The organism is Xanthomonas sp. D-109 (genome assembly GCF_017746095.1).
Lineage (GTDB): Bacteria > Pseudomonadota > Gammaproteobacteria > Xanthomonadales > Xanthomonadaceae > Xanthomonas_A > Xanthomonas_A sacchari.
In genome coordinates, this window is the sequence record NZ_JAGHWV010000008.1 from 1 (window position 1) to 14,229 (window position 14,229).

Sequence of the window (14,229 nt, forward strand, 5' to 3'; positions counted from 1 at the left end):
TCGTCCATCCCGTCGGTCTGCCGTTGCCGCGCCGGCGCCGATTCCCGCTGCGCCCGTGGCGGCTGCGCCCACCGCCGCAGCGGCCCCGCTGGATCCGCCCTGGGATCCGCCAGCAGCACGCCAGGCGCCGTCCGCGCCCGTCGCGACGCCGGCGCCAGCGGTGGTCCCGGTCGCCGCCGCCGAACCGGAAATGGCGATGGTGCCGCCGCTGGCACCGCCGCCACGTACCCACGCCCCTGTGTCCGACACGCCGCGTGCGCTGCACAGTGCCGAGGACTGGCTGGAGCTGGTCGCCGATTGCGGCCTGAACGGCCCGTCGCGGCAGCTCGCCGCCAATGCCGCCTTCGTCAGCCATGCCGAGGGCGTGCTGCGGCTGTCGCTGTCGCCGGGCTTCGAATACCTGCAGTCCGAGCGCTCGCTCGGCGAACTGGCCGCGGCCCTGGCCGATGCGCTGGGCCAGCGGCCGAAGATCGTCATCGAAAGCGGCATCGCGGTCGATGCGGAAACCCTGCATGAGCGCTCGCACCGGCAACGCGGCGAGCGTCAGAACGCGGCCGAGGCCGCGTTCATGAACGACCCGGCGGTGCAGACGCTGATCCAGCAGCAAGGCGCGCGGGTCGTCCCCGATTCCATCCGTCCCTACGATGAGTGAACCACGATGCGCGGCAATATCGCCCAACTGATGCAACAGGCGCAGAAGATGCAGGAAAACCTGCAGCGCGCCCAGGAAGAACTGGCCAAGCTGGAAGTCACCGGCAGCGCCGGCGGCGGCATGGTCAACGTGACCCTGACCGGCGCCAAGGAGTGCCGCAAGGTGCGGATCGATCCGAGCATCCTCGCCGACCAGGAAATGGCCGAGGACCTGATCGCCGCCGCCTTCAACGATGCGTCCAACAAGATCGATGCCGAGTCCAAGGCGCGCATGGGCGCGGCCACCGCCGGCATGCCGATCCCCCCGGGCATGAAGCTGCCGTTCTGAGGGGCCGGGATTCGGGATTGGGGATTCGCGGTTTTTCGCGAGTGCGCTGCCTCTCCTGCTTCGGTGAATTCCTCCGCGTAGGAGCGGCTTCAGCCGCGAGGGGCATTATCGGTAACGCCCCTCGCGGCTGAAGCCGCTCCTACAAGAACATCGCGTGGCAGCGATGTCTCTTTTACGAATCCCCAATCCCCACTCCCGAATCCCCAACCACAATGAGCTCGCCGCTGCTCGAACAACTGATCGATGCGTTCCGCGTGTTGCCTGGCGTCGGCCAGAAGACCGCGCAGCGCATGGCCTACCACGTGCTCGAGCGCGAGCGCGAAGGCGGGCAGCGCCTGGCCGAGCGGTTGCACGAGGCGATCGAGCGCATCGGCCATTGCGCGCAGTGCCGTGATTTCAGCGAAACCGAGGTCTGCGCGATCTGCGCCAGTCCCGCCCGCGACCGCCAGCAGCTGTGTGCGGTGGAATCGCCGGCCGACCGCCTGGCGATCGAGCACGCCACCGGCTACCGCGGGCTGTACTTCATCCTGCAGGGCCGGCTGTCGCCGCTGGACGGCATCGGCCCGCGCGAACTGGGCCTGGACCGGCTGGGCGCGCGGCTGGCGCAGGGCGAGGTGGCCGAGTTGATCATCGCCACCAACTCCACGGTCGAGGGCGAGGCCACCGCGCATTACCTGGCGCAGTTGGCGCGCCAGCACGGCGTGCGGCCGAGCCGGCTGGCGCAGGGCCTGCCGCTCGGCGGCGAGCTGGAGTACGTGGATCGCGGCACGCTGTCGCACGCCTTCGGCAGCCGCAGCGAAGTGCCGCGCGCCGGCGCCGGCGAGTAAGCGCCGCACGCGGCTGCGGCGCGACGCCGAATTGGGCTATAACGGCGGCCCCTTCTTTCGTTCCGGGCGCGCTTCATGGACACCATCTTCGGCAAGATCATCCGTCGCGAAATTCCGGCCAGCATCGTCTACGAGGACGATGCCGTGCTCGGCTTCAAGGACATCGCGCCGCAGGCGCCGGTGCATGTGCTCTTCATCCCCAAGCAGGTGGAGATTCCGACCCTGGACGACCTGGCGCCGGAGCAGGCGACCCTGGTCGGCCGGCTGGTGCTGGCTGCGGCCAGCTATGCGCGCGAACAGGGCCTGGCCCAGGACGGCTACCGGGTGGTGATCAACTGCCGCGAGCACGCCGGGCAGACCGTGTTCCATCTGCACCTGCATCTGCTCGCCGGTGCGCCGCTGGGACGCTTCGGCACGCCCTGAGTCGCGCGGCCGGCGCCAACCGGCAGGTATAAAAAAACGCCGCTGGGATCAGCGGCGTCTTTCGTTGCGGCAGAAACGCAGGGCTTACCACCAGCCCCAGCGCGGGCCCCACGGACCCCACGGGCCGCCCCAGGGGCCGTACGGGTAGGCGGGCACCACTTCGACCTGGCGCACCACCGGCCACAGGTAGACCACGTCCGCGTCCATCTTCGGCAGGCGGTAGTCGTAGTCGCCGATGCGGGTGTTGTCGTAGCCGGACACGTGGCCGATGAAGGTCACCTCGCGGCCGGGCTCGAACACCGCCGGATCGTAGAAGCCGGCGCGGCAGGCGATGAAGCGGCCATCGCTGGCGTCGGCGGCATCGCTGTCCGGGCGGCCGCTGGCATTGAGCGGACGCGACAGCATCTGGAAGCAGGTCTGGCCCTGGCCGGGCGTGGTCTTGATGATCTTGCCGCCCCAGCGCACCGGTGCGCCGGCCTGCTGGCCGGCGACCGAGTCGCGCGGGCTGACGGGCGCGAACTGGCCCTGCAGCGGCTTGGGGGCGGTGGCGCAGGCGCCGAGCGCCAACGCAGCGATCACGGGGAACAGCAGGCGAATCTTCATCGGGATGCTCCAGTGGGCGGACGGTGCCTGCGCAGGTCGCGCAACAATGAAGCGCTGTCCGAATCAGCGCCAGCGTAGCGCGCATCGGCGAAACGCCGGCTGAGCGGAATCAGGCTCGCATCGCCGGTTTCCCGCTCTACGCGCGCTGCCCAGGCCAGTGCCGGTTCGTGCGGGTCGCGGCCCAGCCCGCGCCGGGCGTAGCGTCGGCCCAGCGCCCGCCAGGCCCGTAGCAGCGGATCGCGTACGCGCTCGCCGCGGGCCAGCCACCAGGCCATCGCACCCAGCAGCACCGCGGCGATTCCGGCGAACAGCGCCACCAGTTGCCCGGGTTCCAGGCGGGCGATGCCGAACTGGCTGAGCAGACGCTGCTGGCGGCTGGCATCGAACGACAGCACCAGGTCGTTCCAGCCGCGCCGCGCCCAGTCGGCGAGGTCGCGCCAGCGCCAGTCGCCGGCGCCGCCCTGCGCGCCGGCGCCGCCATCGAGCCGGTCCTCCAGGGTGTCGTAGATGCGCTCCGGCGCCACCGCCGCGGTCGGGTCCACCCGCACCCAGCCGCGTTGCGGCAGCCACACCTCGGCCCAGGCGTGCGCATCCATGCGCCGCACCACCCAGTAGTCGCCGAAGGTGTTGCGGGTGCCGCCGGCATAGCCGGTGACCACGCGCGCGGGAATGCCGGCGCCGCGCATCAGCACCACGAACGCCGAACTGAAGTGCTGGCAGAACCCGGCCTTCTGCTGGAACAGGAACTCGTCCACGCCGTCGCGGCCGGGTGGCGGCGTCTCCAGGGTGTAGGCGAAGTCGCGGCGGATCCATTGCAGGGCGCGGGCGACGATCGCCGCATCGTCGGCACCGGCCTGCTGCCGCCACTGCCGGGCCAGCGCCAGGGTGCGCGGGTTGTAGCCCGGCGGCAGCGCCAGCGCGCGCTGCCGTTGCGCCGGCGCGAGATCGGGCTCGACCCGCTGCGGCAGTGCCGACCGCAGCCGCCAGCGGGTCAGGGCGCTGAGCGGGCGCTCGGTCTGCAGCACGGCGTCGGCCGTCAGCCGAGTGCCGGGCGGCGCCTGCCGCGGCAGGTCCAGGGCGACCAGTTGCCGGCGGTCGGTCGGTTCCACCTCGAGCTGGTAGTCCCAGCCGCCGGGTGCGAGCTGGATCGTCGGTGCCGGCGCGAAGGCGTTGTCGCGCGGCGCACGCCAGGTCTGGCCATCGAAATCCCACAGCACCGGGCCGCGCCAGTAGCGCTGCGCCGGCGCCGGCACCGGGCCGAAGAACTGCACGCGCAACGCCGGGGTGTCGTCGGCCAACAGGTCCAGCCACTGCCCCGGACTCATCGTGTCCGACAGGCCGGGCCGGCCCAGCGCACGTTCCGGCACGCCCCACAGCGGCGAACCCAGGCGCGGGAACAGCCAGAACGCGGCCAGCGCCAGCGGCAGGCCCAGCGCCAGCAGGCGGCCGACGCCGCGCAGTTGCCCGCGCAACGGACGACGCGCGCTGTGCCCTTCCTGGTCGGCCAGGCGCTGCATGCACAGCAACGCCGCGATCGCCGCGGCCAGCCCCAGCGCCATCGTCACCGGCCCCTGGTCGAGCAGGAAGGCGGCGAACGGCGCGAACAGGGCGAAGCCGAGCAGGCTGCGCGCATCGCGCAGGCTCTTCAGTTCCGAGGGCTTGATCGCCAGCATCGCCGCCAGCAACGCGCAGCCGGTATCGCGGCCGAAGCGCAGGCCGACCTGCCAGTACAGCGCTGCGAGCATGACGGCGACCAGGACCAGGCGCAGCAGCGCCGGCAGCGGCCGCCATGCCGAACTGGCGCCGATCAGCAGGGCGGACAGCGCGATCAGCCCGGCCAGGGTGCCGGGCAACTGCAGCAGCAGCGGCAGCAAGGCCAGCAGCGCCGCGCCCAGTGCCCAGGCGCGGCTGGCGGCATGCAGCGTCGGCGAGCGCGGCTCAGCCATGCGGCAGCAGCGCCAGCGCGCGCAGGCACAGATGCCGGTGCTGCGGCCCGCGGCCCGGCCCCAGCGCCGGCTGCCCCGGTAGCAGCAGGCGGTAGCGACGGCCGTCGCGCTCGGCTTCCTCGACCCAGCGCGCCAGCCGCGCGATGCGGCGTTCGTGCGGCAACGCCGGCAGCGTGCGCCAGTCCAGCACCACGTCCACGCCGATCGGGCGTTCGTACTCGCGCACCAGCAGGGTGTCGCGGCGCGCCGAGTGCTTCCAGGCGATCGCCCGCGGCGCGTCGCCGGCCCGGTAGGGACGCAGTTGGTGCAGTTCCTCGCCGAGCGCGTGCAGGCGGGTCTGGGTCGGTGTGCCGGCGCCGGCCGGCAGCGGCGGGCCGTCGGCTTCCGGTTGCGGGTAGACCAGTAGCGGGGTGTCCGGCCAGAACCAGGCCCAGGCGCGCAGCAGGCCCAGCGGTTGGGTGGTGGAGACCTGGATGCGTTGCAGGTCGAGCCAGCCGCGGCGCTCGGTGGGCACCTCCAGGTCGGCCTCGTTGCGATCGTCGCGGTGCAGGTCGAGGTAGGTGTGCGCGGCGCCGTGGCGCACGCGCAGGCCGCGGCGGCGGCGGCCGTCGGCGGTGGCCAATGCCAGCCGCAGGCGCAGCGGTTGCCCGGCCGCGACTGGCTCGGCCGACAGCGCCTCCAGGCGCAGTCCGGACAACTGCAGATGGGCGACGATGGCGCTGGCCATCGCCGCCGCGCCGAGCAGCATCGCCAGCAGCAGCGCGGGATTGTTGTTGTAGTTCAGCGCGCCGAGCAGCATCGCCGCCAGCAGCAGCGCCAGGAAGCCGCCGAACGGCGTGGGCAGGATGTAGATGCGGCGCCGGTCCAGATGCACCGGCAGCGCTTCCGGCGCGCGCGGCGCGGCCAACTGCGCCAGTCGCTGCCGCCAGTCGCGCCGCCCGCCCGGCATCGGTGTCAGTCCACCGCGACGCTGTGCAGGATCGCCTTGGCCAGGGCCTGGCCGGACGCCGATTCCTGCTCGGCCACCAGGCGGTGCTCGGCCACGGCTACGAACAGCGCCTGCACGTCCTCGGGCAGCACATGGCCACGGCCGAGCAGCAGCGCATGCGCCTTGGCCGCGCGCAGCAGCGCGATGCCGGCGCGCGGCGACAGGCCCACGCGTACGCCCGGATGCTGGCGGCTGCGCGCCAGCAGCGCCTGCACGTAGCCGACCAGCGCCTCGCTGGCATGGATCTGCTCCACGCCCTGCCGCAGCGTGGCCATGTCGGCCTCGCCGAGCAGCGGCTGCGCCTGCGCGATCAGGTCGCGGCGGTCGCTGCCGCTGAGCAGCGCGCGTTCGGCCTCGGCGTTGGGATAGCCCAGGGCCAGCCGCAGCAGGAAGCGGTCCAGTTGCGAGTCGGGCAGCGGGAAGGTGCCCGACAGGTCCACCGGGTTCTGGGTGGCGATCACGAAGAACGGCGAGGGCAGCGGATGGGTGGTGCCGTCGAGGGTGACCTGCTGTTCGGCCATCGCTTCCAGCAGCGCGCTCTGCGTGCGCGGCGGCGCGCGATTGATCTCGTCGGCGAGCAGCACGTGGGTGAACACCGGGCCGGGATGGAACTGGAACTGGCGCGACTGCGCGTCGTACACCGACACGCCGAGCACATCGGCCGGCAGCAGATCGGAGGTGAACTGCACGCGCTGGAAGCCCAGCCCCAGGCTCGCGGCCAGCGCATGCGCCAGCGTGGTCTTGCCCAGGCCGGGCAGGTCCTCGATCAACAGATGTCCGCCGGACAGCAGGGCGACAAACGCCATGCGCACCTGTTGCGGCTTGCCCAGGACCAGCGCGTTGACCTGCTGCTGGGCGCGCGTGAGCGCCTCGCGCAACGTATCGGTTAGCATTTCCGGCAAGCGGGGCGGACTAGGCATCGCATTCTCGCAACGGTTTCAGGGAGTTTACGGGCAATGCAAGGGGAACAACGTGCACGCAGCGTCTTCATCGTGCTGTGGACGCTCGTCACTGCCGCCAAACTGCTGGTCGCCGCGCGCCTGCCGTTGTTCGTGGACGAGGCATTCTATTGGCAGGAAGGCCAGCACCTGGCGCTGGCCTACTCTGACCTGCCGGGGCTGACCGCGTGGCTGGCGCGGCTGGGCGTGGCGCTCGGCGGCGACCACCTGCTGGCGCTGCGCGCGCCGTTCCTGCTGCTGGGTGCGGCCGTGCCGTGGCTGATCGCACGCATCGCCACGCGCTGGTTCGGCGCAGTGGCGGGCTGGCGCGCCGGCAGCCTGGCCTTGCTGATGCCGCTGTCCGGCACCCTGGGCATCCTGGCGCTGCCTGACGTGCCGATGGCGCTGGCGACGATCCTGTGCATCGACGCCACCGCGCGGCTGCTGCGCCAGACCGAGGCGCTGAGCGCGGTGGAGCTGGCGCTGGGCCTGGTCATCGGCGCGCTGAGCCATTACCGCTTCGTCGGCGTGATCGGCGTCGGCGCGATCGCGCTGCTGCTGATCCCGCAGGGCCGGCGCATGCTGCGCGATCCGCAGGTATGGGTCGCGCTGGCGCTGGGCATGGTCGCCTGGCTGCCGCTGCTGGCCTGGAACGCGGACAACGGCGAGGCCGGTCTCAAGTTCCAGTTGGTCGACCGCCATCCCTGGAGCTTCCAGCCCGCCGGCATCGCCTTCCTGCTGATCCAGTTGCTGCTGGTCACGCCGCTGCTGGCGGTGGCGATGACCAAGGTGGCGCTGATGGCCACGCGCGGCGGCAGCAGCGGCACGCGCGTGCAGTGGCGGTATTTCGGCCTGCTCGGTGGGGTATCCACGCTGGGCATCTTCCTGCTCGGGTTCTTCACCGACGCCGAGCGGGTCAGCTTCCACTGGCCGCTGCCGGGCTATCTGGCGCTGCTGATCGCCACGCCGGTCATCCTCAACGGCTGGAGCAAGCCGCTGCGCCGCGCCACCTGGCTGCTGGCCGGGCTGGGCCTGGTCGGTGCGTTCGGCTACTACCTGGCGGTGTCGGTGCCGGCGGTGCGCGAACACACCGCCGGCGACAAGTACTACCCGCGCAACTTCGCCGGCTGGCGGCCGCTGGCCGGCGCGGTGCGTCGCGAACTGGCGAGCATGCCGCCCGGCACCAAGGTGCTGGCGGACAACTTCAAGGTCGGTGCCGAACTCGGCTTCGAATTGCGCGATCCGAATATCCAGGTGCTGCCGCATCCGTTGAACGACAAGCACGGACGCAGCGCGCAACTGCAGCAGTGGGGCCTGCTCAGCGACGGCCACCGCGACGGTCCGCGGCTGCTGGTGCTCTCACCCAGCGACATGAAGTACCGGCTGCTGCTGCAGCGCTACCACGCGGTGTGCGACCTGGTCGGTCCGCTGCCGCCGCCGCGGGTGGTGTCCAGCGACCACGGCAGCCAGCGCTTCCTGCTGTTCGCGCTGCCGGCGCAGCGCGCGAGCGGGCCTTGCACCACGCCGGCGATGGCCTGGTTCAATACGCCGGACGTGGACGCCAGCGTCGGGCGCCGCTTCGACGTGTCCGGCTGGGCGTTCAAGGACGGGGTGGGAATCGACCGGATCGAGGTACTGCTCGACGGCAAGGTCGCGGCGCAGGCGCACTACGGCGACTTCTACGACGTCACGAAGTTTTGGAAGATCTCTACCGATCCCAACCATCCGAACATCGGCTTCCGCGCCACCCTCGATGCCAGCGGCCTGGCCCCGGGCACGCACTGGCTGGGCCTGCGCCTGCACGGCCGCGACGGCAGCGTCGAGGATTGGTGGGAACAGCCGATCGTGCTGCGCCCGCACTGAGCTAGGATGGCGCGCCTTTCCGCCGCCGCGCAGGACCGCACGCCGCCCATGTCCAGTTTCCCCTCCGATCGCCCCGCGGCCGCGCCGCGGATCGCGGTGCTGGTGCCGTGCCACAACGAAGCGGCCACCATCGGCCAGGTGGTGGCCGATTTCGCCACGCATCTGCCCGGCGCGCAGGTCCACGTGTTCGACAACAACTCCAGCGACGCCACCATTGCCCGGGCGCGGGCGGCCGGCGCGGTGGTGCGCGAGGTCGCGCTGCAGGGCAAGGGCAACGTGGTGCGGCGCCTGTTCGCCGACATCGAGGCCGACGTCTACGTGCTGGTCGACGGCGATGCGACCTACGATGCGGCGATGGCGCCGGCGCTGGTCGAGCGGCTGCTGCGCGACGGGCTGGACATGGTGGTGGGTGCGCGCCGCAGCGACGCGGCGGCCGCCTACCGCGCCGGCCATCGCACCGGCAACGTGCTGCTGACACGCTGCGTGGGCTTCCTGTTCGGGCGCAGCTTCGACGACATGCTGTCCGGCTACCGGGTGTTCTCGCGGCGCTACGTGAAGTCGTTTCCCGCGCATGCCGCCGGCTTCGAGACCGAGACCGAACTGGCGGTGCACGCGCTGCAACTGCGCATGCCGGTGGCGGAGGTGGACACGGCCTACGGCGCGCGTCCGGAAGGATCGCAGAGCAAGCTGCGCACCTGGCACGACGGCACCCGCATCCTCTTGACCATCCTGCGCCTGTTCAAGGCCGAGCGACCGTTGCTGTTCTTCTCGCTGGGTTTTGGCGCCTGCGTACTGCTGGCGCTGGGGCTGGCGGTGCCGTTGTTGCAGACCTACCTGCAGACCGGCCTTGTCCCGCGTTTCCCCACCGCGATCCTGTGTTCGGCGCTGGTCCTGCTCGGCGTGCTGCTGCTGGCCTGCGGGTTGATCCTGGATACGGTCACGCGCGGCCGCATCGAGGCCAAGCGCCTGGCCTACCTGGCGATCCCGGCCTGGCCGGTGGACGCGCAGGGCGCGCAGCGGAGCGACGCCGCATGAGCACGACCTTTGCTGCGGCGGCAATGCCGCGCCCGACCCGCCGCCAGCGCCTGCTGGCCGCACTGGATCGCCGCTTCGCTTTCCACAGCCGCGGCAACGTGATCGCGGCCGGCGTGGCGGTCGCGGTGCTGGGCGGCCTGCTGTCGCTGTGGCTGGGCCAGGACGCCAACTGGGACCTGCGCAACTACCACCTGTACAACGGCTACGCCGTCCTGCACGGCCGCCTCGGCATCGACCTGGCGCCGGCGCAGATGCAGAGCTACTTCAATCCGCTGCTGGACGTGCTGCATTACGCGCTGTTCGTCGGCTTGCCTGCCCCGCTGGCCGGGTTCGCGATGGGCGTGCTGCACGCGCTGGCGTTCCTGCTGCTGGCCGGCATCGTCTGGCAGGTGCTGGATCCGCGGCTGGACCGTGCGCGGCTGGTGCCGTGGCTGGCGCTGGCCGGGCTGTGCAGCGCCGCGTTCCTGTCCGAGTTCGCCGGCACCATGGGCGACAACACCAGCGCGCTGCCAGTGCTTGGCGCGCTGCTCGCCGCGCTGCACGCGCAACGCCGCCAGCAGGCCGCGGGACAGGGCGTGGCACTGGGCTGGTGGGCGCTGGCCGGCGCCCTGCTCGGGCTGGCGATGGCCTGCAAGCTGACCAATGCGCTGTTCGCGCTGGCCCTGGGCGTGGCCGCGCTGGTCGCCGGCGGGCGCCCGCGGCAGCGGATCGGCGGTGCCGCGGTGCTGACCGCGGTGACGGTGCTCAGCTTCGCACTGCTGGCCGGGCCGTGGCTGCTGCGGGTCTGGCAGACCTTCGGCAATCCGCTGTTCCCGCAATTTAACAGTCACTTCCTGGCGCCGCTGGCGCAGCCGGTGGCGGTCAGCGACACGCGCTGGTTGCCGAAGACGCTGTGGGAGTGGCTGACCTGGCCGCTGCAGTTTTCGTTGGCGCCGAACCGGGTCAGCGAGGTGCGCCTGCGGCAACTGGTGTGGCCGCTGCTGTACCTGCTGGGCCTGGTGGCGCTGCTGCGCTGGGCGCTGCGGCGTCCGCGCGCCTGCGCGCCGGCGGAGGTGGTCGCGCCGGCGTGGCGTGCGGTGCTGGTGTTCGTGGTGGTGGCCTTCCTCGCCTGGCAGGCGGCCTTCAGCATCCAGCGCTACCTGGTGGTGCCGGAGCTGCTGGCGCCGCTGCTGCTGTGGGTGGGGTTGCGGCGGCTGTTGCCGGCGCGCATCGCCGCGCCGGCGGCGCGTTGGACCCTGATCGCCTGTGCGGCCTTTGCGCTGTACGGCTGGGGCGAGTGGGGGCACGAGCGCTGGGCGCGCGAGGCGTTCCGGGTGCAGGCGCCGCCGATGCCGCAGCCGGAGCGCAGCCTGGTGCTGCTGGTCGGCGATGCGCCGGAGTCCTGGCGCATCCCGTTCCTGCCCGCGCAGGCGGCGTACGCGTCGGTCGCCTCCAATTTCCCGGAAACGCCGGCCTACGCCGCGCGGGTGCGCGAGATGCTGGCGGCGCGCGGGCAGGGCTACGCGATGTTGCCGGCGGAAGTGGATCGCAATGTCGAGCGCCTGCAGCGGCTCAATGCGGTGGCCGCGCGCCTGGGCCTGGATCGCGGCCCCGACTGCGCACTGATGCGGCGGCTGGCGCATCGCCCGGTGCGCGCGGGCGTGAACGTCGATGCCGGTCGCTGCCGCTGGGTGCTGCTGCCGGAACGGGCCGTGGATGTCGCCGCCGCGGATCGCCAGACCCAGGCGCTGGCGGCGCAGCAACTGGCGCGCTACGGCCTTGCGCTGCAGCCGGGGTCCTGCCAGCTCTATGCGTCCTGGGTCGGCCAGGCGCGCTTCCCGTACCAGTGGTGCCGGCTGCAATGAGCTAGGGCAGGGTGTAGCCGGCCTCGCGCAGCAACTCGGACAGCGCGATCAACGGCAGGCCGATCAGCGCGGTCGGATCCTGGGTCTGGATCGCGCGGAACAGGCTGATGCCCAGGCCTTCGCACTTGAAGCTGCCGGCGCAGTCCAGCGGCTGTTCGGCAGCGACGTAGCGGGCGATGGCGTCGGCCTGCAGGTCGCGGAACCGGACCTCGGTGAGGTCGCAGGCGTGCAGGGTGCGCGCGCCGCGCTGCAGGCACACTGCGGTATGGAAGCGCACGCTGCGCCCGGACATGGCCGCCAGTTGCGCCTGCGCCGCGGCCACCTCGCCGGGCTTGCCCAGCGGTTGGCCGTCCAGTTCGGCGACCTGGTCCGAGCCGATCACCCAGGCTTCCCCGGCGCTGGCCGCGACCGCCGCGGCCTTGGCCGCCGCCAGCCGCTGCGCCAGCGCCAGCGGCGCTTCGCCGGGTAGTGGGGTCTCGTCGACCTGCGGGCGGGCGCAGTCGAAGGGCAGGCGCAGCCGCTGCAGCAGTTCGCGGCGGTAGGCGGAAGTGGAAGCCAGGATCAGCGGTGGCATCGGCGGTGGGCAGGACGGCGGCGGGCCGGGGCCGGCAGTCTGCGGCGGCCGGCGCAGGCCGGCAAGGCGTCCATGTCGGGGCATGGGGCGGTTTGACAGCGGCGCCGGTAGTCCTTAACATTCTGCGGCTTATGTCCGCGAACGTGCCCGAACTGTTGGATGCCTGGCGGATGGTCGCAGCGCGCAGGGTCTTCGAAGACCGCCTGCCGCTCTCGGCGATGACCCGTCTGCAAGGCAGCCTGGCCGACACCGAAGGCGAATGCCGCTACACGCTGGAATTCGGCCGCGACGCTGTACTGCAAGTGTCCTATGTCGAACTGAAGATCGAAACCGAGCTGCCGCTGATCTGTCAGCGCAGCCTGCAGCGCTTCCTGCTGCCGGTGTCGAGCGTGCAGCGGCTGGGGCTGATCCGCAGCGAGGAAGAAGAAGCCGCGCTGCCGCCGGATCACGAGGCCTTGCTGGTGCCGGAAGACGGCATGCTGCGGCCGGCCGATCTGGTCGAGGACGAGCTGGTGCTGGCGGTGCCGCTGGTGCCGGTGGCGCCCGGAAGCGAGGCGGTCGATCGCGACTGGCCGGCGACCGAGGAAGAAACGAGCAAGGTCAACCCGTTCGCGGCGTTGGCGGCGCTGAAGAAACAGTAGCGGTCGGTCCGCCTGCCGCTGCCTGAGGTTGTTGCCGGACGCGCGCGTCCTGCGCGACGTAATGACGACAGATGTAAACGAACCGAGTTTGGAGCAATCCCATGGCTGTGCAGAAATCCCGTGTCACCCCGTCCCGCCGCGGCCAGCGCCGTTCGCATGACGCCCTCAGCGCCAAGCAGCTGTCGACCGATCCGACCAGCGGCGAGATCCACCTGCGCCACCACGTCACCGCCGACGGTTACTACCGTGGCAAGAAGGTGATCGCCACCAAGACCGCGCAGGTCGAAGAAGATTGATCCGTGCCCGTCCACCGCGCTGCGGCGGACGGAGTCACCCATCTTCACAGGCCGCGCCGCACCGGGGCGGCCTGCGTAACAGGCAACAGGAACCAGCATGAGCAAGCGGATCTATTCCAGGATCGCGGGCACCGGCAGCTATTTGCCTGAAAAAGTGTTGACCAACGACGATCTGTCGCACATGGTCGACACCAGCGACGAATGGATCCGCAGCCGTACCGGCATCCGCGAGCGGCACATCGCCGCCCCCGGCCAGACCGCCGGCGATCTGGGTTACGAGGCCGCGCTGAAGGCGATCGAGGCCGCCGGCATCGATGCCGCCGAACTCGACATGATCGTGGTCGGCACCACCACGCCGGACCTGATCTTTCCGTCCACCGCCTGCCTGATCCAGGCCCGCCTCGGCGTGGTCGGTTGCCCGGCGATGGACGTCAACGCCGCCTGTTCCGGCTTCGTCTACGCGCTCAGCGTGGCCGACAAGTTCATCCGCAGCGGCGACGCCAAGAACGTGCTGGTGATCGGCACCGAAACCCTCAGCCGCATCGTCGACTGGACCGAGCGCACCACTTGCGTGCTGTTTGGCGATGGCGCCGGCGCGGTGGTCCTGCGCGCCGACGAAGACACGGGCATCCTCAGCACCCATCTGCATGCCGACGGCAGCAAGAAGGAACTGCTGTGGAATCCGGTCGGCATCGCCACCGGGCTGGGCGACGGCACCGGCGATCCGGCCGCCGGCGGCATCCAGATGAAGGGCAGCGAGGTGTTCAAGTACGCGGTCAAGGCGCTGGACGCCGTGGTCGACGAGACTCTCGAGGCCAATGGCCTGGACAAGCACGACCTGGACTGGCTGATCCCGCACCAGGCCAACCTGCGCATCATCGAAGCCACCGCCAAGCGCCTGGAACTGCCGATGGAGCAGGTGGTGGTGACGGTGGACATCCACGGCAACACCTCCTCCGCCTCGGTGCCGATGGCGCTGGACGTGGCGGTGCGTTCGGGCCGCGTGCAGCGCGGCCAGTTGCTGCTGCTGGAAGCCTTCGGCGGCGGCTTCACCTGGGGCTCGGCGCTGCTGCGCTACTGAGCCTGTTTCCGCGCCCGGCGCCGTTGGCGGCGTCGCGGCGCGCGATCTCGATCCGATGCCGGGCGCCGTGCGTCGTCTCCACGACGCGCTGTGATGCGCTGGCCGAACCCAATTCTCATGACGCCAGCGCGTCCGGCGCGTGCATCGCGGTGCGTGGTCGCGCGCGGCCTGTGCCGCGATGCGTCCGCGCC

At 71.4% G+C, this 14,229-nt stretch carries 15 protein-coding genes; 10 read left to right on the forward strand and 5 right to left on the reverse strand.

The genetic code is table 11. The annotated features are described in order from the left end of the window. The 4 genes from J7357_RS08170 to J7357_RS08185 form a co-directional block, all read left to right on the forward strand. Positions 1-652: DNA polymerase III subunit gamma/tau C-terminal domain-containing protein (locus J7357_RS08170; protein ID WP_280515345.1), on the forward strand; the 652-nt coding region annotated here is incomplete at its 5' end. 6 nt (positions 653-658) lie between these two features. Then, positions 659-979 (forward strand): YbaB/EbfC family nucleoid-associated protein, encoded by a 321-nt coding sequence (locus J7357_RS08175; protein WP_017909282.1) that lies wholly within the window; start codon positions 659-661, stop codon positions 977-979. Positions 980-1,191: 212 nt separating this feature from the next. Beyond that, positions 1,192-1,806: a recombination mediator RecR gene (gene recR, locus J7357_RS08180; RefSeq protein WP_019802203.1), complete on the forward strand. Its 615-nt coding sequence runs from the start codon at positions 1,192-1,194 to the stop codon at positions 1,804-1,806. A 75-nt stretch (positions 1,807-1,881) separates the two neighbouring features. After that, the gene (locus tag J7357_RS08185; RefSeq protein ID WP_010342491.1) at positions 1,882-2,229 is read left to right on the forward strand and encodes a histidine triad nucleotide-binding protein; all 348 of its coding nucleotides are present in this window, start codon (positions 1,882-1,884) and stop codon (positions 2,227-2,229) included. Positions 2,230-2,313: 84 nt separating this feature from the next. Here J7357_RS08185 and J7357_RS08190 read toward each other — a convergent pair whose 3' ends face one another. Genes J7357_RS08190 through J7357_RS08205 form a run of 4 tightly spaced genes read right to left on the reverse strand, consistent with a single transcriptional unit; the run spans position 2,314 to position 6,686 of the window. Further along, positions 2,314-2,832 carry a Slp family lipoprotein gene (locus J7357_RS08190; RefSeq protein WP_150410546.1) on the reverse strand — a complete coding sequence of 173 codons (519 nt, stop codon included), beginning with the start codon at positions 2,830-2,832 and terminating at the stop codon, positions 2,314-2,316. Beyond that, the gene (locus tag J7357_RS08195) at positions 2,829-4,778 is read right to left on the reverse strand and encodes a DUF3488 and transglutaminase-like domain-containing protein (RefSeq protein WP_209245746.1); all 1,950 of its coding nucleotides are present in this window, start codon (positions 4,776-4,778) and stop codon (positions 2,829-2,831) included. The genes J7357_RS08190 and J7357_RS08195 overlap by 4 nt, the downstream gene beginning before the upstream one ends. After that, the gene (locus J7357_RS08200; protein WP_041499967.1) at positions 4,771-5,727 is read right to left on the reverse strand and encodes a DUF58 domain-containing protein; all 957 of its coding nucleotides are present in this window, start codon (positions 5,725-5,727) and stop codon (positions 4,771-4,773) included. Before J7357_RS08200 ends, J7357_RS08195 begins: the two co-directional genes overlap by 8 nt. 5 nt (positions 5,728-5,732) lie before the next feature. Next, the gene (locus J7357_RS08205) at positions 5,733-6,686 is read right to left on the reverse strand and encodes a MoxR family ATPase (RefSeq protein WP_010342485.1); all 954 of its coding nucleotides are present in this window, start codon (positions 6,684-6,686) and stop codon (positions 5,733-5,735) included. Positions 6,687-6,722: 36 nt separating this feature from the next. Here J7357_RS08205 and J7357_RS08210 point away from each other — a divergent pair, with 36 nt between their 5' ends. From J7357_RS08210 to J7357_RS08220, 3 genes are read left to right on the forward strand one after another with little or no spacing between them, the layout of a single operon-like run. Then, positions 6,723-8,567: a glycosyltransferase family 39 protein gene (locus J7357_RS08210; RefSeq protein WP_209245747.1), complete on the forward strand. Its 1,845-nt coding sequence runs from the start codon at positions 6,723-6,725 to the stop codon at positions 8,565-8,567. A gap of 48 nt (positions 8,568-8,615) precedes the next feature. Beyond that, on the forward strand, positions 8,616-9,602 hold the full coding sequence (locus J7357_RS08215) for a glycosyltransferase family 2 protein (RefSeq protein ID WP_209245748.1): 987 nt from the start codon (positions 8,616-8,618) through the stop codon (positions 9,600-9,602). After that, positions 9,599-11,446, forward strand: a complete 1,848-nt coding sequence (locus tag J7357_RS08220) for a glycosyltransferase 87 family protein (protein ID WP_209245749.1) — start codon at positions 9,599-9,601, stop codon at positions 11,444-11,446. The genes J7357_RS08215 and J7357_RS08220 overlap by 4 nt, the downstream gene beginning before the upstream one ends. A 1-nt stretch (position 11,447) precedes the next feature. Here the strand turns inward: J7357_RS08220 and J7357_RS08225 are convergent, their stop codons facing one another. Continuing rightward, positions 11,448-12,020: a Maf family nucleotide pyrophosphatase gene (locus J7357_RS08225; protein ID WP_209245750.1), complete on the reverse strand. Its 573-nt coding sequence runs from the start codon at positions 12,018-12,020 to the stop codon at positions 11,448-11,450. Positions 12,021-12,151: 131 nt separating this feature from the next. On the opposite strand from J7357_RS08225, the gene J7357_RS08230 reads away from it, so the two are divergent. The 3 genes from J7357_RS08230 (at position 12,152) to J7357_RS08240 (ending at position 14,038) form a co-directional block, all read left to right on the forward strand. Next, positions 12,152-12,661: a YceD family protein gene (locus J7357_RS08230; protein ID WP_010342480.1), complete on the forward strand. Its 510-nt coding sequence runs from the start codon at positions 12,152-12,154 to the stop codon at positions 12,659-12,661. 101 nt (positions 12,662-12,762) lie between these two features. Continuing rightward, positions 12,763-12,957, forward strand: coding sequence for a 50S ribosomal protein L32 (gene rpmF / locus J7357_RS08235; RefSeq protein WP_010342479.1), 195 nt, complete (start codon positions 12,763-12,765; stop codon positions 12,955-12,957). A 97-nt stretch (positions 12,958-13,054) separates the two neighbouring features. Further along, complete coding sequence (locus J7357_RS08240; protein ID WP_209245751.1) at positions 13,055-14,038, forward strand: beta-ketoacyl-ACP synthase III; 984 nt, start codon at positions 13,055-13,057, stop codon at positions 14,036-14,038. Positions 14,039-14,229 lie beyond the last annotated feature (191 nt).